At 45.9% G+C, this 20,193-nt stretch carries 14 protein-coding genes and 1 riboswitch; of the genes, 4 read left to right on the top strand and 10 right to left on the bottom strand.

The annotated features are described in order from the left end of the window. Positions 1 to 12 precede the first annotated feature (12 nt). From MUB35_RS14190 to MUB35_RS14145, 10 genes are all read right to left on the bottom strand, one after another. Positions 13 to 5,025, bottom strand: a complete 5,013-nt coding sequence (locus tag MUB35_RS14190) for a hypothetical protein (protein ID WP_244806391.1) — start codon at positions 5,023 to 5,025, stop codon at positions 13 to 15. A 15-nt stretch (positions 5,026 to 5,040) separates the two neighbouring features. Further along, a complete protein-coding gene (locus tag MUB35_RS14185) occupies positions 5,041 to 5,868 on the bottom strand; it encodes a hypothetical protein (protein ID WP_033141682.1) in 828 nt (275 codons plus the stop codon). 22 nt (positions 5,869 to 5,890) lie between these two features. Further along, positions 5,891 to 6,454 (bottom strand): hypothetical protein, encoded by a 564-nt coding sequence (locus MUB35_RS14180; RefSeq protein WP_033141681.1) that lies wholly within the window; start codon positions 6,452 to 6,454, stop codon positions 5,891 to 5,893. Beyond that, the gene (locus MUB35_RS14175; protein ID WP_033141680.1) at positions 6,451 to 6,969 is read right to left on the bottom strand and encodes a signal peptidase I; all 519 of its coding nucleotides are present in this window, start codon (positions 6,967 to 6,969) and stop codon (positions 6,451 to 6,453) included. Before MUB35_RS14175 ends, MUB35_RS14180 begins: the two co-directional genes overlap by 4 nt. A 1-nt stretch (position 6,970) precedes the next feature. Beyond that, positions 6,971 to 8,542 carry a hypothetical protein gene (locus tag MUB35_RS14170; protein ID WP_244806390.1) on the bottom strand — a complete coding sequence of 524 codons (1,572 nt, stop codon included), beginning with the start codon at positions 8,540 to 8,542 and terminating at the stop codon, positions 6,971 to 6,973. Between the two features lie 133 nt (positions 8,543 to 8,675). Beyond that, complete coding sequence (locus MUB35_RS14165) at positions 8,676 to 9,302, bottom strand: hypothetical protein (RefSeq protein ID WP_052099512.1); 627 nt, start codon at positions 9,300 to 9,302, stop codon at positions 8,676 to 8,678. 175 nt (positions 9,303 to 9,477) lie between these two features. Further along, positions 9,478 to 10,113, bottom strand: a complete 636-nt coding sequence (locus MUB35_RS14160; protein WP_033141678.1) for a signal peptidase I — start codon at positions 10,111 to 10,113, stop codon at positions 9,478 to 9,480. After that, complete coding sequence (locus MUB35_RS14155; RefSeq protein ID WP_186971094.1) at positions 10,113 to 10,808, bottom strand: HD-GYP domain-containing protein; 696 nt, start codon at positions 10,806 to 10,808, stop codon at positions 10,113 to 10,115. Before MUB35_RS14155 ends, MUB35_RS14160 begins: the two co-directional genes overlap by 1 nt. Before the next feature lie 161 nt (positions 10,809 to 10,969). Continuing rightward, positions 10,970 to 11,053, bottom strand: a riboswitch (cyclic di-GMP riboswitch). A gap of 87 nt (positions 11,054 to 11,140) precedes the next feature. Then, positions 11,141 to 11,929: a response regulator gene (locus MUB35_RS14150; protein WP_331477524.1), complete on the bottom strand. Its 789-nt coding sequence runs from the start codon at positions 11,927 to 11,929 to the stop codon at positions 11,141 to 11,143. Between the two features lie 5 nt (positions 11,930 to 11,934). Further along, entirely contained in the window at positions 11,935 to 13,740 is a 1,806-nt protein-coding gene (locus MUB35_RS14145) for a sensor histidine kinase (protein WP_244806388.1), read from the bottom strand. A gap of 171 nt (positions 13,741 to 13,911) precedes the next feature. Here MUB35_RS14145 and MUB35_RS14140 point away from each other — a divergent pair, with 171 nt between their 5' ends. The 4 genes from MUB35_RS14140 to MUB35_RS14125 all read left to right on the top strand — a co-directional run bounded on the left by MUB35_RS14140 (position 13,912) and on the right by MUB35_RS14125 (position 20,154). Beyond that, positions 13,912 to 15,402, top strand: a complete 1,491-nt coding sequence (locus MUB35_RS14140; protein ID WP_186971097.1) for a GntR family transcriptional regulator — start codon at positions 13,912 to 13,914, stop codon at positions 15,400 to 15,402. Between the two features lie 134 nt (positions 15,403 to 15,536). Continuing rightward, positions 15,537 to 17,729, top strand: coding sequence for an alpha-galactosidase (locus MUB35_RS14135; RefSeq protein WP_186971098.1), 2,193 nt, complete (start codon positions 15,537 to 15,539; stop codon positions 17,727 to 17,729). Between the two features lie 110 nt (positions 17,730 to 17,839). Then, positions 17,840 to 19,576, top strand: a complete 1,737-nt coding sequence (locus MUB35_RS14130) for an ASKHA domain-containing protein (protein WP_103731851.1) — start codon at positions 17,840 to 17,842, stop codon at positions 19,574 to 19,576. A 38-nt stretch (positions 19,577 to 19,614) separates the two neighbouring features. Further along, a complete protein-coding gene (locus MUB35_RS14125) occupies positions 19,615 to 20,154 on the top strand; it encodes a DUF2284 domain-containing protein (RefSeq protein ID WP_317430471.1) in 540 nt (179 codons plus the stop codon). Positions 20,155 to 20,193: the final 39 nt, after the last annotated feature.

The raw sequence follows: 20,193 nt of genomic DNA, 5'->3' as shown, positions 1-20,193 counted from the left end.
GGCGGCTTTCTTTCATTCCTTTATCATAATGTTGTATGGAACCTCGGTTACTGTGTCACCGTTCTGCATCCGGAATATGATGCGGTAAGTCGTGCCCTTTTTTACAGTGTCAGGGATTGTAAGGGTTGCTTCATATTCGCTGCCTTCTGTATTCTTTTTAAAGTCACTCTCCTGCCATGTAAACATGGCAGTATTGTTATAATTTCCGTTTTCCTTCTTATACAGGCCAGCACTGAACACAGCACCTTCCCCTGTTTTACAATCCAATTGGAATTTTACACTGTCTCCGGGATTTATTAACCTGCTGCTGCCCTCTGCCAATTTTACTTTTAATCCATAGGAAGGGTTCTCAGTTATCGTCAGCATTACGGTCGTTTCTGCTTCCGGCGTGGACGAGACAGAGGAGATATATCCTTCCGCTCTGGAGCAGTATAATTCCAGTTTCATCATATAGTTCCCCGGATCCAGCCCCCAGTCTGTGGTTTTGAGGATTATGGAAAATGGCGTATTACCTGCATTGACCCGCCCCAACGAGAGAAGGCCTTTATTCTCCGCTGTACCGGTAGTAGTATTATTGGCTGTAACAGATGCGCCTGCCGGAAAGTTAACCGTTGCCGTGCCATTCTCATCATATAAAGCAATGGATAAGGTAATATAATCGGAAGCGTGGTAAGTATCATTACCTGAAAGTATCTGACTGGCGACGTTACCGGAAAAGGTGACACTTCCTATACTTTGCATAGAAAGATCCTGCTTCACGCCGTTTATCGTAAATTCCCGCTTTGGTGTAAGACTCCACGTCTTAGTTACTTTTCGTTTCTCTGTCGCTTCGCCACTTTTTTGGGGGAAAACCAGACTTAAATTCTGTGAAGTTGACACGTTTATCTCCTGTTCCATCTGTGCATAATCCACAACAAAATTTAGCACTGCATCTACAGGTATCTCTTTATAGTCAAGCTTAACATTTTCATCACCCATACTGGTAAATTCCGATAACCCTATATCATCTTTTCCACTCTCACATTTATAGAAATAATAGTTCGGCTCCCTGCTGTTTGTATTATCCGTTAAAATTAATGAAGTCCCTTTTTTAAAATCACCCTTAATATAAGGGGGATCATAACTGGTATGCAGATAATTCTTAACATTGAACTGAACACTCACTGAACTATCTGATGTAATGGCTATATTAGAATTATCATCCGTTATATTAATAAACTTTTTCCCCTGCTGTATAGTACCCGTTATATCGTCTGTATTCATTTCTGTTCCAATGGTTCGTATCGTGATTGCTTCTGTAATTATTACATTATCATCTCCGATAACAACCGTAACTGTTCCTACATTCGAATTCGTGGACATTATATCGGTGTGACCTAATGTTAATGTGAGGGACGATATTTTACCTGCTGTGCTTGAACCAATTTCTATCGGCTGCTCTTTTTTTACTATATCGACTCCGCTGCCTCCATTCAGTTTGGCTGTCAATGCAAAGTTTTTATCTCCCCAAAGTTCTGTATCCCCCCCGCTATTACCCTTGTTATTGTTAATAGCGTCGGAAGTCACTAAATTAAACGTATCCTCACTCAAACTTACAGATTTAATTTTTAAATTTTTTGATTCTTTATAAGCAGGAATGGTTATATCCACGGTCTTGGTGGTTCCCTTAAGATTGTTCCCCTCTTTCACAGCAGTAAGAGTAGCACTTGACTCAATTGTATAGGGATGAATATGAAAGGTAACTGGGTTCGTGGGCGTATGTCCTTCTGAAGCCTGTTCTCCTTTGTCATATCTCTGCAATCCGCAGGCTGACCAATTAAATGTCGTATTCTCCGAAGCACCTTGTACATTCCACGTTACATTCTCCAGAGTAATTGTACACTTTTCACTATCGGGAATCACCCGCTGGCTCTCATTTTCTTTTACGATCAGTTTTATACTGCGGATTTCACTCCAACCATTCTTCCGACTGGTTATTTCCTCCTCCGTATAATAAGTGGAATAACCGCCTGCATTAGAATAGTCCGCCTTACCATTGTTATAAAAATCTTCTGCCGCACCGTCACCGGGAACATCATAACTATATCTAACTTCATACAAATCAGAAAACTCACTTTTTAGTTTCATAGGACCGTTCAATGAGAAGTTAAAATCAGGTTGTGCACTATTACTTGTCAGATGCGGTGAAAGTTTTTCACCCTTTTTAGGTAACTGGATCAAATAATAAAATTTACTTCCGTCTACAGTTCCTCCGTACGGATTGCTGAAGGTAATACGGTAATCAAAGACACCCTCGTTTCCAAGGAATGTCATTTCTTCTCCATAATCTGTATCAGAAGCACTGTGATCTTTCACTTCAGCAGAAAATTCAACCATAGGTGCTGCTGCCTGAACGGTAAATACAGTCGGGAAATCTTTTTTATAAGTTGCACAATATCCATTCTTTCCTTTATTTAACCCATCCTTTATTTGATAATCCGAATTGTAGGGATTCCACCCACTGTTCACATTACTTACTTCTATATCTTGGACTCCAACACACACAATATCCCGCAAATTATACGCACTTATATTGTTAGTGTCTTTTGAAGCCTGCAGCGTGTAAGACAGCGTCAACTCTTCCCCTATCATAGTTAACGCTTCGCTGTAATACCCAATTGGCACAATCTCTGTAAATGTTATGGGAATAATACTATATCCGGTTTTATTACCATTCGTATCCACTTCCTCAATTGGTGTCTGTCTAATCGGCTGTGCATTTAGCTGACCAGTTCCCTGTTTTATTTTCAAGGAACCCTCTACCAGCGAGAGATCCTTAGGAAGCCGAAAATAAAATACAGGCTTTTCTATATAAGAAGTCTCATGATAAGGATAGTCGCTCACAGACAAGGTTGCTTCTAAAGATAATGTGCCGCCTGCTGCGATTGTTGTCTCTTTACCTGATAATGGCTTATTAGTTAGTCCTATCGTGGTGGTTTGTTCTGCATCGGATGCCTTAATTTCTATTTTCTGATAGGCATCTTTTGTCATATCTTCATTTTTTGCTGATTCAACTTTAAGCTCGGCCGTCAGACATACTTCGTCATTACTTAAATTCACATTATCACCGGTTAATTTACAGTAAATATTACCACCACTCGTTAATGGAGAAGAAGGCGTAAAATAATCAGTACCCGCCCGCAGTATTTTTACATTATACGTGACTTCCCTGAAATAGTAATTATTTTTGACCATCTCTTCATCCCGACAGACAATGACAGTTTTTCCTGAATTTTCACTGAGAGACGGTTCCACATATTGCACGCTACTATATGTCTCTGCGGAAATATTCTCCCCCCTTTCATTCATTACCGTATATGACACTTTCACCAAGTTATTTTCTAAAATACAGTCCTCTTTTTTGGGCATGATAAGGCGCATGGAAGATACTCCCACACCTTTATCCCCTGTAAAAGTATAGGTAAACTTTTTTTCAGCAGAATCTTCACTTCCTGTATTCGACAGTAAGAAATCGGCAGTTTGATAGCTAACCTCCTTGTGTGCCGCTCTCGGAAATTTTTTTGCGGAAGTATTCTGTTTAATTGATATTTCTTCTCCCTTTCCAATGGTAAAAGTTGAATACTTATCTGCATTATAAAGTGCTCTTTCCTCTCCATATAACCCCTGTGCTATAACTTCAGGATGAGGATAATAAATCACATCCCCTGCATTGAACTTTTCTGAAGAGAATTTATAGCATCCATTTATTGTGGGCTCACTATAACTACACATAACATTTTTCCACGTTATTGTAGTTTTATGTGTATTTTCGTCATATGATACGGCACCTCCTTTCGGTGAAGAGATTAAAAGACCATCAGCATATTCTGCATATATTTTCTCCTTTTCTTCACCTAATTTATAAGGTGCCTCCTGCGTTAATATTACCTTCTTCCAATACTTTGCAGGTGTACTGTTAATATCAGCACCACCGCGGCCATTATATATGTAATACAGCCCGACCAAAACCGATTTGTTAAGAGGTTTTTTACTCGTCAGACTAGGATTTTCATTGTAAGTCGCACTATATGTATGCTTCGCGTCATCTCCTTTATATGCTTTCACTTCGGACAGCACTTTAACTGCCGTTTCTTCGCCAACCTGCCTTGTCACTTTAACAGGTACTGCATATCCATCTTCATTCTTTGCTCCGGTAACATAGCCTCCAGCCTCTTTATTCCAAAGCTGTTCGTCATATGAAATCAGGATTTTAAGGTTTACCGTGTTTACAGTAGACTTAATTGTATATGTCAATGTTCCACCTGTTCCTGTTTGAGGAACTTTATTATATCCATATGGCATATCACACGGTTGATATTCACTTAATTCAATTTGACCAGGATCTGTTTCCTTTGTAGGATAGCCTCCCGTATTAAAAACCATTCCCACCGGCAATTCAATCTTCAGAATTCTATCGCCGGTAACGCCGGTAAAATCTGCGGATATCTCCAACGTTCGACTTTCATCAAACATCCATTGATCAGCAACTGCTTCTTCTCCTTCATTCACAAGGGAGACATTTCCTATCTTCGCCGCCAGGCTTTCACTATCCATCTGGTTTTCCGGAGCCGCGAGTACAGATATCTCCCCGTCTTCCGAATCATTTTTTAATGCATCCTGGCTGTTATCCTGAGGTTCCGATGCCGGTGGTGCTGCTTCTTCGCTGTCTTCCGGGCTGCCCGATATAGTTTCACTGCCTGAACCGGATGTCTCCGGCAGCATCGATCCATCGTTTTCATTACTCTGCGGGGTATCTGCAGGTGATACAGTGCTGTCACCATTTTCTCCTTCTGACTCTAATTCTGCTGGAGCTTCCTCCTGTATGGTTTCATCTCCGCTTACGATAGGTTCATCGATGTTTTCCGGTTCTGCTGCAAATGTTTGAATTTCATTGACATTTATAGAGGAAAGAAGAAGACATACTGTCAGAAGGGCACAAAATAACTTTTTTGTCACTGTCCTGATCTTATTTAAATTTCTGTTCATATGATTTGCTCCTTCCTATTCGAAAATCTCCAAAGATATCCGGTTATTCACTATGTCCTGTTCCTTCACACTATAATCAGCAACAGGTTCTTTCTTAAATAATAAAATACTGCAGCTTCCGCTGGCAGGAATCGTAATTGTTGCCGAACTTGTCGTCCCACCTCCTGACTCGGAATTTTTATCAAATGTCAAAAGGGGATTTGTTCTGTCCGGTGCCATCTGCGCACTGTTCCAACTCAATGTAAATGTCTGCGTTGTACTGCTGCCTTTAATAATCATTTCTGCAGCAGCTTTTCCCGCAGAATCTATAACCTGAAACCGGGGTTCGGTTGTATCTTTCAGCGTAAAGCTGGCCGTCAGTGTTTTTTTATACGGGGACGTGGACTCTGCTGTGACCGTTACACTTTTGGCCCCTCCATCCGGCTTAACTATGATAGTTTGTGCATTAGCAGCACTTCCGGTAATCTTCCCTGTATTATCTGTATTTTTTTCTATTTCTATATTTCCATTAGCACTTCCATTAAGATCATTGCTGGTAATTTTAAAAGCAATATCAATTTCAGAGAACCGTTTTTGATCCTCAAAATTCTGCAGCTTGATTTTTATTCCATCACCCCAGCTATACAGTTCATATGAAGCTTTTTCTTCTGGTTCTTTAAGCAAATCGCTGGTGAAATAGAACTCTTTTGTACTGGCCAGAGCGGGGTCGCTTTCCCATTGATGAACATATTTTGCCACTGTAAGTCCGGTGATAAGAGCAGCCGCTGTCAAAACAAAGGCAATAAGCAGCAGACCCTTTTGCTTTCTGTTTATTTTTCCTTGACGTGACCAATAACCTTTCATTCCATATCACCACCTTTTCCGGTCAGGATGCGGTTGGCATTGCCTGCTCCGCATGTATTATAAGAGTAACCACATCAATTTCATCTGCATATTTTGGCTCATTGGCTTTCGTTGGCCATTCAATATAAAGTTTATAGGAGTGGGTAGTTTGTTCCGCGGCAGGCAGGAAACCGGATATCTCTGTTTTCCACACATCACCCGTTTCCTTCATATCACCTGCCCATCCTGCTTTACTGTTTATATCCGCTGTCCCCGGGGAGACGGGCTCTAATGTAAATGTAAACGGCAGATTCCCCGCCGTTTTTACCGTTATCGCATAATTCTGTGCCACTTCACTTACCTTATCGTTGGAAAAATTGATGACTTGAAAAGAAATTTCCTTTTTATCTCCCGGCTGCATTCCGCTGACATCTACCTGCGTAGTAGTGATTTTTCCATCCATCGCCACTGCCGCCGTCCATGCAGAAGCATTTCCGCTCACAGAAGTTGTATATCTGGCATACGATACACCGAACACAACCATACATACCAAAGACAGGCAAAAAAGATAAGAGACAATCCGTCCTATTGTCAGTTGTTTCTTCAATCAGCATCCCCCTTTCCGTGAGAAATCAGGTATTTCAATATATCAGGCAGAAACAGGGCCAGTATACAGAAAACTGTCAGCAGCAAAATGCCCCTGGGCGTCTGCAGGAACAGGATAAAGGTTCCTGCCTGCGGAATCACCAGGACAAGGGCCCCCTTAATCTGTCCTGGTGAAACAGCCTGGCTGTCCGGAATATTGTTGTTGTCTCCCTGGGTAATAAAGCCTTCTGACTGCCGCCCCACTATCCTGTGGGTTGTGAGTACACCGCCGTCTTCATATGTTACAATCTCTCTTTCACGATAACTTTCCTGCTGCTGTATGATCAGCAAGTCACCTGCTGAAAAAGTCGGCTCCATGCTGCCGGATAATACAATGACCGGTGAAAAACCAAATATATCCGCCGGAGACTGTTTCCATATATAATGAGATATCATTTCGGCAGCAATAAGCAGCAGGAACAGGAACAATACTCCTGTCAAAATTATGCGGAACAATCTGCCAAGAATCTTACTCATATCACACGCTTTCTTCTGCAAGAATCTGAATATTCAAAATATATTTGCCGCCGTCCCTGCCTGCTGCGGTATCCATTTCATCATTACCGTCAAACGGCCATTCCCAGTCAAGCTGATAGGTTGTTTCTGACCCTGCTGTAACCGTGCCTTCCAGTATCAGCGCTCCGTTGACGACAGTACCTTTTACACTCCTGTCTGTCAGCTTGCGATTCTTTTTATCCAGAGGGGTCAGTGTAAATTTCAGAGGAATGTGGACACTGCCCTCTGTGAGGCTGATTGTCAGCCGCAAATCCTTCAGGCGGGTGTTGCTGAGACGGAAGAGATAGTATCCTTTGGAACCCGGCTGAATTTTTTCTTCTGAACCGCCGGTACGGTCGTAGAAAAGATCAATGCTGCTTTGACTTTCCCAACTCATCCACCCTGCTGCATTCTGTCCCTCTGCACGCAGCCCGCCGCTGTCCTCCGGCTGCGGTTTATTGGATGGTGTATCTGTATTTTCTCCGCCCGGGTTTTGTGACGGAGTATCGGAGGATCCGGATCCGTTGTTCGTATCTGTGCTTCCCGAATTTCCGGGCGTATTACCTGTCGGCCCGGAATCTGCTGTATCCTCCTGTCCGTCTCCCGGTGTCTCCTGCTGTTCCGGTGTTTCGGACGGATTTTCAGATGGTTTCGGTGTTTCGTTTATGTCTGTTCCGCTTTTCTTTTCTTCTGTCTTAACCTGGTAAGCTTCTTCCGGCTTTACAATGCTGCCGTCCGGTTTCTTAATTCCATCCGGATTGATCACCGTACCATCCGGGAGAATCACTTCTCCTTCTGCACTTACCTTTTCCCGGCTGTCACTGACGTATCCTTCGTTTGGTATCTGTGTAACGCTGTTATCCGGAAGGATCAAATTTTCCGGTACAACTACTGTCATATCGGAAAGAATTACCGTTCCTGACGGCAGTACCACCGGGCCGTCCTTTACATTCAACTTTTTTTCTCCTGTCGTTAAAGTACCGTCATCTTCCAGTACCGCTGTTTTCTCCGGAATCAGTTTCAGAGACCCACTGTCCTTATCCAGTTCCACTGCCAGTTCAATAAAACGTACATCGACTGACAATTCCACTGCATACTGACCATCCGCCTGCTTTTTGATATTTACAGCCTGATTTTCAAGGCTCCTGCTGATAGTAAATTCACATTTTGCAATTGCTTTCCCATCCTCATCCAAGACAGACAGAGTATGTGCTCCCGAAGGCGCCGATTCATAAAAAAATCGTCCCTTATAATCTGTTGTGGTGATGATTGGTTCACTGCGCAGTTCCACGGTCCCGTCTGCGTAGGGTGTACCATCTGAATACACCACCTGCCCGGACACGTGCACGGTCCTGTTCCGGTCCGGTCCTATGAAAATGGTATCAATGATCTGTCCTCTGTAAGGATCCGTATTCCGGCCAATCAGAAAACCAACCAGGACCGAAGAGAACAGCGCCAGCAGAAGCAGAAAAACCAGCAGCAGTGTCATAAGATGCTGCTTCTTATTGGTCCCTTTTTGCAAGGGAGGCAATTGATTATGGTTCTGTTGTTCCATCTTTATGTATCTCCTTTGCAATAAACTAAGTTTCAGCCTTTTGCAAAGCGGTTCATGAGCTTTGAATACGCTTTGCAAAGGGCTGAAAGCCCTTTGGTGGTACACGCCCGGCACAGGGGCGTGGGAAAATATATCAGCTTCCGGGGGTTGGCTGAGATTCAGGGATGACCTGAGAAACCGTACAGCTTATCTCTATCTTAACTGTATCTAATGAAGTTTTAATACCCAAAGTGGTATCTGCCGTATCTACACTCTTTGGATTCCATCTCCAGTGCAGATAGAATATTTTACTACTTCCAACGATAACTGGATCTGTTGTAGTTATTAAGTTCTCGGATTTCTTCCATTCATCATCACTAACAGGAACTGCTTCTGTCTCGGTAATCGCATACTGCAATGGAATATTTTGAGCATTAGTTTCACTAATATTAAATGCTGGCGCAATTTTAACCTCACCTTTATTATCCAATGTTATTTTTACTTTTCCGCTAGTTCCAGGAGCTACAACCTTCTTCCCTTCTGCTGCCTTAACCATCTCATCGTTATAAGTATTTGAAAACATACTAGATAAATTTATCGTTTTTTTCTCTGTTTGTTCCGACGCTCCGTTCAAGTCAAAAGCAAACTTCGCTACCGTTGCCGTTGTATCACCCGTTACCTCTGCTGTATACTTCGCCAATGTCCCTCCCGTCATAGTCATCGTAATCAGGGTAAGTGCCAGGGCCACAACGCCCAGGCGGGTTGTTCTTCTTCTTTTCATGGGATAACCTCCTTTTTAATTTATTGCGTCCGGGAAGCACGCCATTTGATTTCTGCGGGTCGCGCTTCCCCAAATGCCCGCAGCGTTTTACCGGGTGGCCCCGGCGGATTTATATGGAACATTTACAGTGCTCTGTGCCCGCACAGCAAATGCAGCCAACTGAATAAAAACAAATCTACTGCTCTAACTCTGCTTTTTCTCGTTCACTCTGAGCTGCTTTGAGAGCCTTCAGCTCTGCCTCCAGTTCGTCTGCCCTTGACCTTTCCTTTTTATCCATCTGCCAGCGCCGTATTACATCCCAGGCGATCAGCAGCAGAATCGGGCAGATAATGAAAACGATCATCCCTGTGGTGCTGGAAAGAAATATAACAAAATTCCCCATACCGGCCAGATGCACGCCGTTCCAGATTCCCTGTACCTGTTCCGGCCTCACCGTTTCCCTGTCCTCTGTATTGTTTGCATCGCCTCTGGTTATGTAAAAATCTTCACCTTCCTCATCCTGCTCTATGCTAACAATACGATGGGTCACTGCCTGCCCTTCCATAAGATAACAGATCACATCCCCTTCTTTCAGGAGTGAGGTATCCGTCTTCTCTACGAAAATAAGCTCCCCTGTCATGAAGGTATCCTCCATGGAACCGGACAGCACTGCCACCGGCTTGATACCGAAAATCCCCGGTATCTCATCCGGATGAATATACGAACTGATTATAACGGTCACATTCATTAAGATGACCGGAATCAGGATGATACACAATATAATATTGATGGCTGCGAGGATCCGGCCTTTTTTATCCTTCTTTTCTTCCATCAGCTTTCACCTCCCAATTCGTGTCCCCTGCTTCGGCACAGGGCCTTTTTAAACAACGGCATAGCCTCTATGAATGCCCTGACCAGCTCCGGATCATATGCAAATCCGGATTCGCGGACGATTTCACAACAGGCAAATTCATGGGGCATCCCCTCCGGATACAGGCGGGTACTGGTCTGCTTATCATAAGCATTACAGATTGCGCACATCCTGCCTAAAATCGGTGCCGCGCTTCCCCTCTCATGGTTAGGATATCCTCTCCCGTCCCATCTCTCATGATGTCCGATGGCTGCATCCATTCCCATACTGATGATCAGCTTTTCCTCTTCAGACAGGGAAAAGAATTCTTCTTCCACAGGATTCCCTAACACGATGGCAAAGCCGTCCGTTGTATGCCGTTCCATGATCCTGTGTTCTTCCGCAGTCAGGGAGGGCTTCTGCTTCAGAAAATCCGGAACTGCCGCATAGCCGATATCGAACAGCTTAACACTTTCCCATACGTAAGGCTGTCGCTCACGGCTCAGTTTTGCATCATTTTCGTAAATACCCATATCAAGGGCACTGTGGTATAAAATCTGAACATAATACGCAACACGTTCACTGTACATGCGCATCCGGGCAGGCAGGCTGTCATATACCTGATGCCTGTTAATTTGATTTCCGTTTGCCAAATCCATCCACAACTGTTCCTGCAATCTGTCCTTCCTCCCTTCCCTGTAACCAGTTTGGTTCTCCCTCATCAAAAATACACGTCAGCTCTTCATATACCGCGCCATATCCTGAGAGCATTGTATTTCCAATCCAAAAAAGAGACCGGATTCATAACATAACCTGTTACCATCCGGTCTCTGTCTCAAACGGCAACTGGCTGGCATACCGCAGCGGCTTAGCCCCTATAGCTTTGCGCCCCCGGCTTTCACCTGGTTTGCTATATACGTCATGATACTGTTATTACAGTATATATCAAGCGCCGTGTAATCATCGTGTAATTGAAACACAATAAGCCAATTTTTATCCGTTTTATATTCTATTTTTCATCCTTCATCCGGCACAGTCTGCCCAGAGTAGATTCACCCCAACTGTAATCCGTCATGTACTCACCCTGAAATTCGTTAATAGCCCTGACATCCCCGGCGAGAAAACGGTTGTAATCGCTGTCATATAATTCTGTATTGAGCCACCTCACATTTTTTTCTGTTATGAGCAGTCCGCTGAGTCCTATGGAATCCAGAAAGTCAGCCAGACGCCGTACTGCACTCCGATACAGACTCAGATTCGTATCTGTATATTCTTTCCCCTCCCAAATGCAGGCAAATGCCTCCTCGGAAGTCAGGCCTCCCCCATTCTTATCGACCAGCAGCGCGAATATCTCCTTTACCTTAGGACCCGGAAATATAACCACTTTTCCATCCACAAATACCTCGAAAGTTCCAAAGGTGCGGATAAACACAGGTTTTTCCTGACGCTTCGATAATAGTTTTGCCCGTATCAAAGTATCTGACACTTGCTGGCTGGTATACGGTTTGGTGAGATAATAGTCCGCCCCGTCATGCAGGGCCTCCACTACATACTGGTCATATCCTGACACAAATATGATCACAATATCCGGATAGAGTTCCTTCAGGGCCCTGCCAAGCTCCAGCCCGTTCATTCCCGGCATCTCCACATCCAGCAAAGCAAAATCCACACGGTTTTTCTCTGCGAATCGAAGCGCCTCATCGGACCGGTCGAACTTTCCCACAATCTCAATATCCGGTATTGCCGCTGCTTCTATCTCAAACTTATCCATAGCCCATAATTCATCATCTACAAGTATTGTTTTTATAAATATACCCCCCCCCCTAAAAAATCCCGTGGAATCGTCACCGTGACTCTGGTCCCTTTACCAGGTGCACTCTCAATCTTAACCTCTGCTCCCATCTGGGATTTTAAACGCTTTTGTATATTCATGAGCCCGAAATTATCCTTTTCTCCCATGATTTCGGACACATCAAACCCTATTCCGTTGTCTTCCACTATGACCAGATAATTCTTCTCTTCCTCCAATGTACGTATCCATAAGATACCTCCTTCCGGCTGTTTACAGAGACCATGTTTGATAGCATTCTCCACAAGCGGCTGCACAGTGAGAGGAAGTATCAGAAAGTCCTTTGGCCCTATCTCATAGACCACCTGGATCCTGTTCCGGAACCGTACCAGTTCTATATCCGTGTAGGCTCTGATATGCTTAAGCTCTTCAGAAAACAAAATCGGGTCAGTTCTGGTAATTGACTGTATATTTGCCCGCAGGTAATCGCTGAAATCCTGCACCATTTTATAGGCCGTATTCGGCGATTTCATAATATAAGCCTGAATAGCACCCAGAGTATTGTATATAAAATGCGGCTGAATCTGACCGACCATGAGCTTTACACGGCTGTCCTGTAATTCTCTGCTTAATTCTTCCGTCCTGGCAGTCCGGCGCAGCAGGTTTCTGACCGCGCTGCCGCTGATCAGAATAAGATATACGAGAATACCGAGGGGGACCAGGGTACCTGTATCCTCAAGATCATTCCTGTAAAAGAAACCAAGCTCCACAACTCCACAGAGAAACAGGATCATCAGACCCGTGAATTCTAATATATCCCCGTTCCCGCCCGCAGTGTATCTGTCATAAACCAGCGCCGTAAGAGTATACCCCGCAGTCAAGATCAGCATCACGTGCGCTGCCGGCAAAAGTTCTATCATGTCGGCTGCCCCGCATATCTGAATCAGTGTACAGACCACCGTATTTGTAAAAGCAGCATAAAACAACAGGGATAGGGCCTTTTGATGGCGCGGATGCAGTCGACAGCTCATATAATCCGCATATGGCATAGGCATTAAAAACAGTACAAAAAAAGTTATAGACGGTTCCATCATACTAAGCCCTGAAAACACCGGCGGCATCTTGGATTCAGAAAATACCCAAATGCCCACCAGCAGAATAAACAGACACAGACTGTCCAGGATATTGCCGATATCTTTTGTTTTCTTCAGCCATAAGGAAAGGAAGAAAAAAAACACTGCCATGATCATAATAAACAGACTGATAATAAACTGCGGGAGCTGCGAATTTATTATATACAATTCCACTTCGGAATACGGTCCGAAAAAAACACGGTTCAACTGTCCCGAGCTCTGTTTATAAGGGGAGACTGTTTCTATCGCCACCGTTTTCCCCGCTGACTCCTGTGATATGGGTACAAAGTTCCATGCACTGGGAGTTGCCCGGCTGAAAAGCCGCAAATCCGACGTATCATACTCATAAATCTGTTTTTCATCAACTAACACCCGCACCGACTGCTGTGAACTTCTGAAGCATAAAAACATGCCGCTGTGAACCGTCTGCGGAAGTTTATTTTCCAGCCGTATAGTCTCTCCTGCCGGTGTGTTCAGTTTTCCGTTCAACACGGTTATTTTCCTGCAGTTCCCCTCTGTATCCCTGTAAATCCAGCCCTTTTCTATCTCTATCGAACTGCACTGCGGTTCCGGCGGAATTTCAGCCCTGTCCAGGACCGCGATCAGCAATACAAAGACCATACAAAAAACAACCAGCAGAAACCTGGCCCGCATTCCCTTCACCCTTTTCGTTTCATCCAATTTCATTCCTGCTCCCCTTTGAAATGCTTTGTTGATATACCGCGCAGAACCTCTTATTCTCTCTTCCTTGTTCAAGTCATTCTATTTTTATTATAGTCTGCTTCTTAAAAATCTGCAATATCATCTGGTACTATTGCACCCTAAATGTTAAAATAAAAAAGAAAGAAGGTGAGCGGAATGCAGAACAATCAGGGGTTTGCTAATCTGATTTATGAATATTTTGTTGTACGTTTTCATTTCCAATATTATAAATACGGGGACAGTCTGCCCACGATCGATACACTCTGCAGTGAGTTCAGTGTCTCTTCCCTCACCATAAAATCGGCATATAAGCGGCTTCAGGATGAGGGATATATATCCAGAAGCCATGGGCGGTGCGCAAAAGTCATATTTCAGCAGAGCGGCCTGGAGATGAAGACATATGCTGTCCGCTTTTTCCAGGAGCGGCGAAGCACATTTTCAGACCTTAACCAGTCATCCGCACTGATCATTATGCCTATGCTGGTGAAGGGATTCCGTCTCATGGATGACAGCGGGTTCGAGTATCTGGAGTGGCTGTCCGGTCAGCCTAACCCGGAAGATCAAATACGCTTCTACAGCTATATCCTGCAAAAAACGCAGAATCCGCTGGCCCTGAATCTTTTCTGGGAAGCTGCTTTGTTCTTCGGCCTGCCTTTTCCCATGCAGTACGAAGGGCATACACTGTATGACGGAGAGGAGGGACGGAAACGTCTGCAGAATCTGATCGCCTGCGGAAAGTCAGGAAACAGAGATCTGATTTATCAGGCACATCATGCATTTCAAAGAGATGTCTCTGAAAAGATCCTGAACTACATTCAAAAACGCATCCCCCCCGCTGCACAGGACTCCGGAAAAGGTTTTACCTGGAATATTTACAGAGACCGGCCCCAGATTTGCTGCCGCCTGGCAGGCCGGGTTATGCACGACGTCTGTCAGGGCGGGTACCGCAGCATGGATTTTCTGCCTCCCTATGAAAAAATGGCAGAAAAATACAATGTCTCTGTGAGCACCATGCGCCGTACTGTCCACCTGCTGAACCAGCTTGGATTTACGCAGTCTATCAACGGAAAAGGTATCCGCATACTGTTTATGTGTGACTGCGGCGATGAAGAAGATATTGATCTGACACATCCTGTGATCCGGCAGAATATAGCTTATTTTATCCAGTCATTTGAACTGCTTGCTGAGTCCTGCAGAGAAGTGATACACATTACCCTGGAGTCACTTTCCGGAAAAGAAAAGGACGAGCTGACAGACATGCTGGAGGATTCTCTCAGTACCGGACTTTATATACTTTCATCCCAGAGTATCTTTACTTTTACAGCCGAACACAGTCCTTTGCAGGGCATCCGTGAAATATACGGAAAGCTGTACAGTCTGAATCTCTGGGGATATCCCTTAAAAAAATTCAGGAAAAGAATGCCTGATTTCGATTCCGCTATAAGAGCTTTTACAGAGAACTTTCTTTACGCTTTAAGGGAAAATGATATGGATAAATGTTCTGAAACGATCAGTTCTTTTATGAAAAAGGAATATGAAACCACTTTCGCCGTACTGCTGGAAAATGGCTTTAAACCCGAGGAACTGCATACCTCCCCATGTTTCAGCTTTATGAGGGCAGAAACAAAGCCGTACGCACCGACTTGAGACATGCCTGTGCAGTTACCTGTCTTTTTGCTATATTATTGTCACAATGACATATTTACGTGTCCCCTCCGGTCCACTATAATGAAAACAGATGAATTATTATGTCTATTTTATCTTTTGGAGGAGAACAACGAATGGCTATCAAAAAAGATACTACCGGGAAACTATTTACCCTGCTTACCAATAACAGCATGTACCAGATGAAGGTGGACGATCTGGGATTTCTGGTACATACATGGTTCGGAAAAAGGACACCGATATTTGACTACTCATACCTGAACGTGGGAAGAGACCGGGGATTTTCCGGCAATCCCTATATAGCAGGCGACAACCGCGCCTATTCTCTTGACACTCTTCCCCAGGAATTCCCCACATACGGCAACGGGGACTACAGGGAGAGCGCTGTGCGGATACGCTATGCATCTGGTGCTTCCTCCTGTGAATTCCGCTATGAATCCGCTCAGATCCTGGAGGGAAAATATTCCCTTCCCGGCCTTCCTGCTTTCTACGCGCTTAAGGAAGACACTGCTGACACCCTAGTCATCACGCTGAAGGACAGCACACAGAACGTATATGTACATCTCTATTACGGTGTCCTGGAGGAAAAGGACATTATCACCAGAAGCGTGACTGTGGAAAATAAAGGGGAATCCCCCATTTATCTGGAGCGTATCATGAGCACCTGTACGGATTTCCAGTTCGGAGACTTTGATTTTATCAGCTTCTACGGACGTCACGCCATGGAGCGCCTGCTCTCCCGCACACAGGTCCATCACGGCATACAGTCTGTGGGAAGCACCAGAGGCTCCTCCAGCCATCACTACAATCCATTTGTGATGCTTGCCGCACAGGGCACTACAGAGACCAGGGGGGAATGTTACGGTTTTTCCTTCCTCTACAGCGGTGATTTTCTGGCTGAGGCAGAGAAGGACCAGAGTGGACAGACCCGCTTCCTCATGGGTATCCACCCGGATAATTTCTGCTATAAACTGGATTCCGGAGAAGCATTCCATGCGCCGGAGGCAGCAATGGTCTACAGCGCAGAGGGATTGGAAGCCGTCAGCCACCGCTTCCACCGCGCGATCCGCAATAACCTCTGCAGAGGTGAGTATAAGAAGGCCCGCCGTCCTGTTCTCATCAACAACTGGGAGGGCACCTACTTTGATTTCACCGGAGACAAGCTGGTGGAAATGGCAGAGCAGGGAAAAGATATGGGAGTAGAACTGTTTGTCATGGATGACGGATGGTTCGGAAAACGTGAAAGTGACAATTCCGGTCTGGGTGACTGGATCGTAAATGAAAAGAAACTGGGATGCACCTTAAAGGACCTCTCCGCCCGCATTCATGCCCTTGGCCTCAAATTCGGCATATGGTTTGAGCCGGAATGCATCTCTGAGGACAGCGACTTATACCGGGCACATCCCGACTGGGCATTCAAGGTTCCCGAGAAATCACCTGTGAGAAGCCGTTACCAGCTTGTCCTTGATTTTTCCCGCAAAGAAGTACGCGACCACATCTACAACATGATGTGTAATGTATTGGACAATGCGCAGGTGGAATACCTGAAATGGGATTTTAACCGCAGTATCGGGGATATTTTCACCATCGCCCTCCCCGCAGACCGCCAGGGCGAGACAGCACACAAATACATTCTTGGGCTTTACGAGTTTCTGGAGAACCTAAACAAACGCTACCCCGGCATGCTCATTGAGGGATGCAGCGGCGGCGGCGGAAGATTTGACGCAGGCATGTTATACTACACCCCGCAGATCTGGACCAGCGATGACACCGACTCCATCGAAAGGCTGAAGATACAGTACGGCACCTCCTTCTGCTATCCTGTCAGCACCATGGGCGCCCATGTCTCAGCCTCCCCTAACCACCAGACAGGCAGGGCTGCTTCCCTGAGTACAAGAGCAACAGTCGCTATGGCCGGCACCTTTGGTTACGAACTGGACCCTGCAAAACTGACGGAGGAGGAAAAGGCGGAAGTCAGGACACAGATCGAGACATTTAAGAAATATTATTCCCTTATCCAGGACGGCACCTATTACCGTCTGGCAAGTCCTTATGAAAATGAAGAATATACGGTATGGGAATTTGCCGCGGAGGATAAGAGTGAGGCACTGCTGGGCATTGTCTCCACAAAACTCACTGCAAACAACCTCTTTACCTGCATCCGACTGCGCGGACTGGACCCGAATGCCATGTACCGCATGGGTGACAAGACCTATTTGGGAGCTGCCCTTATGGAGGCAGGACTCCCCATGCCGGTACCCGAAACGGAATATCAGAGCTGGAACCTGCATTTAGTAAAAGAATCCTGATAAATTCCTAATAAATTTCATATAAAATCTCTCATAACTTAACCGCGGCAGTTTACTGCCGCGGTCTTTTCTGTTATACTTACTCTATAGCAAAATTGGGGGAATGAAAATTGAAAACACATGAAGTAACTTTTATCCGTGAAGGCAAAAGTATTCAGGCAGAAGAAGGCACTACCCTGCTGCAGGCGCAGCGTCAGGCAGGCCTTGACCCGGATGCTCCCTGCGGCGGGCAGGGCACCTGCGGAAAATGCATGGTACACGTGACAAAAGGTCCCGTGACCGGCGTTCTGAAAGCCTGTCAGACTAAGATCACAGGGGATATGACAGTTGACACCCTTGTGAGAGAAAAGGAACATGCTATACTGGCAGAAGGCTTCTCCCGCCCGGTACCGCTCCATCCTCTGCTCCGGTTCGGCAGAATACATATCCGCAAGATAAAACCAGGGGATAATCTGTCTGACTGGGACCGCCTGAAACTGGCGCTGGAGGAATCCTTCGGGGAGAGCATGGAACATCTCAGACCGGATCTTCAAACGGCTTCCGGCCTGTATGAAATGCTCAAAGAGACGGATACCTGGTATGCGGCAGTATCCGGGGATACCCTTCTGGATCTGCAGAAAGATCCCATCAAGGGATATCTGGCCGCATTCGACATCGGAACCACTACGGTAGTAGGGTATCTGATGGATGCACGCACAGGCAGGGTTCTGGCCGTTGAGAGCAGCATGAATCCCCAGGCCCAGTACGGGGCTGATGTCATCATGCGTGCCAACTACGCACTTGAGAACGGAACGGAGAATCTGAGCTCCTGCATCCGCCAGACAGTCCAGTCTATTCTGGACATACTGGCAGAGAAGTCAGGGATCAGCACAGATCGTATTTACCAGACCTGTATTGTGGGCAACACCTGCATGCATCATCTGTTTCTGGGTATATCCCCGGGAGCGCTTGTGCACGCCCCCTATAATCCGGCCATCAGCCAGCTTCTCTTTTTGAAAGCTTCAGACTTTGACCTGCATATCCACCCCAAAGGCCAGCTTATCCTGCTGCCCGATGTGGCAGGCTTTGTAGGCGCTGATACCATGGGATGCCTGCTCTGCATCCGACCGGACCAGCAGGATGAAATCTCTCTGATGATCGACATCGGAACCAACGGAGAGATGGTGCTGGGCAGTAAAGAACGCCTGGCAGCCTGCTCCACAGCCGCCGGCCCCGCTTTTGAGGGAGCCAAGATCGAATGCGGCATGAGGGGCGCATCCGGTGCTGTAGACCATGTGGAATACAGCGACGGAAAATGGAGCTACACCACCGTAGGCGGAGAGAAAGCCATCGGGATCTGCGGTTCCGGCCTTATTGACCTGATCGCCTGCCTGAGAAAAGCAGGTATCATTGACGAGTCCGGTAAACTTTTGTCCGAGGACGGCACAGCCTCCTTTACGCTGGTTCCGGCAGACGAGAGCGGAAACGGCAGCGCTGTTTACTTAAGCCAGAAGGATGTGCGGGAGGTACAGCTTGCCAAAGCTGCCATTGCCGCCGGCATCCAGCTTCTGCAGAAAGAGCTTGGCATAACCGTAGACCAGATCGCACACGTATATATTGCGGGGGCTTTCGGCAACTATATGAATCCTGAGAGCGCCTGTGACATCGGTCTGATTCCCATATCTTTGAAAGACAGGATCGTACCTGTGGGAAATGCCGCCGGAGAAGGTTCTAAAATCGCACTCATCAACAGGGAAGAGCTGTTCTACTCGGATATCCTGGCAAAGGAGATATCTTTTGTGGAGCTGGCCGCTTCTCCGGAATTCCAGGACTGCTTTGTGGATGAACTGGAATTTCCGGAACAATAGAGAATGAAATGATTTGAAAAATGATTGGGGGCTTTTACGTGATCAACTATGAAGAACTGGAGAAGCTGGGACTGGATACCGGCTTCTCCCATATCGCACCATTAAAATGCAGCACCATTGAACTGCTTCCCGAGGTCCGCCAGATGTGCGAAGCCAACACCTGCGGCATGTACGGCAAGCGCTGGAGCTGCCCTCCCGGATGCGGAACTCTGGAGGACTGCCGTGCCAAGATCAACCAGTATCAGGCCGGCATCCTGGTACAGACCGTGGGAGAACTGGAAGATTCCATGGACGGGGAAACCATGATGGAGACAGAGGCCCTGCATAAACAGAACTTCTACGCCATGGAAAAACTGCTCCGCGAAACATATCCCGATATGCTGGCTATCGGCGCCGGCTGCTGTACCAAATGTGAGACCTGTACCTATCCTGACGAGCCGTGCCGCTTTCCCAAGAAAGCATTTTCTTCCATGGAAGCCTATGGCATGCTGGTCACCCAAATCTGCAAAGCCAACGATATGACTTATTATTATGGTCCCTGCACCATTGCCTATACCAGTTGTTATCTGCTGGAATAAAGACTATTTCGTAACGGTTCCGCATTCCGATCCGTTACA

It is taken from the genome of Blautia sp. NSJ-175 (assembly GCF_022867815.1).
GTDB classification, from domain to species: Bacteria; Bacillota; Clostridia; order Lachnospirales; family Lachnospiraceae; genus Blautia; species Blautia celeris.
The sequence above is the reverse complement of the archived record's forward strand: the minus strand, read 5'-3'. Positions and strand labels throughout refer to the sequence as shown.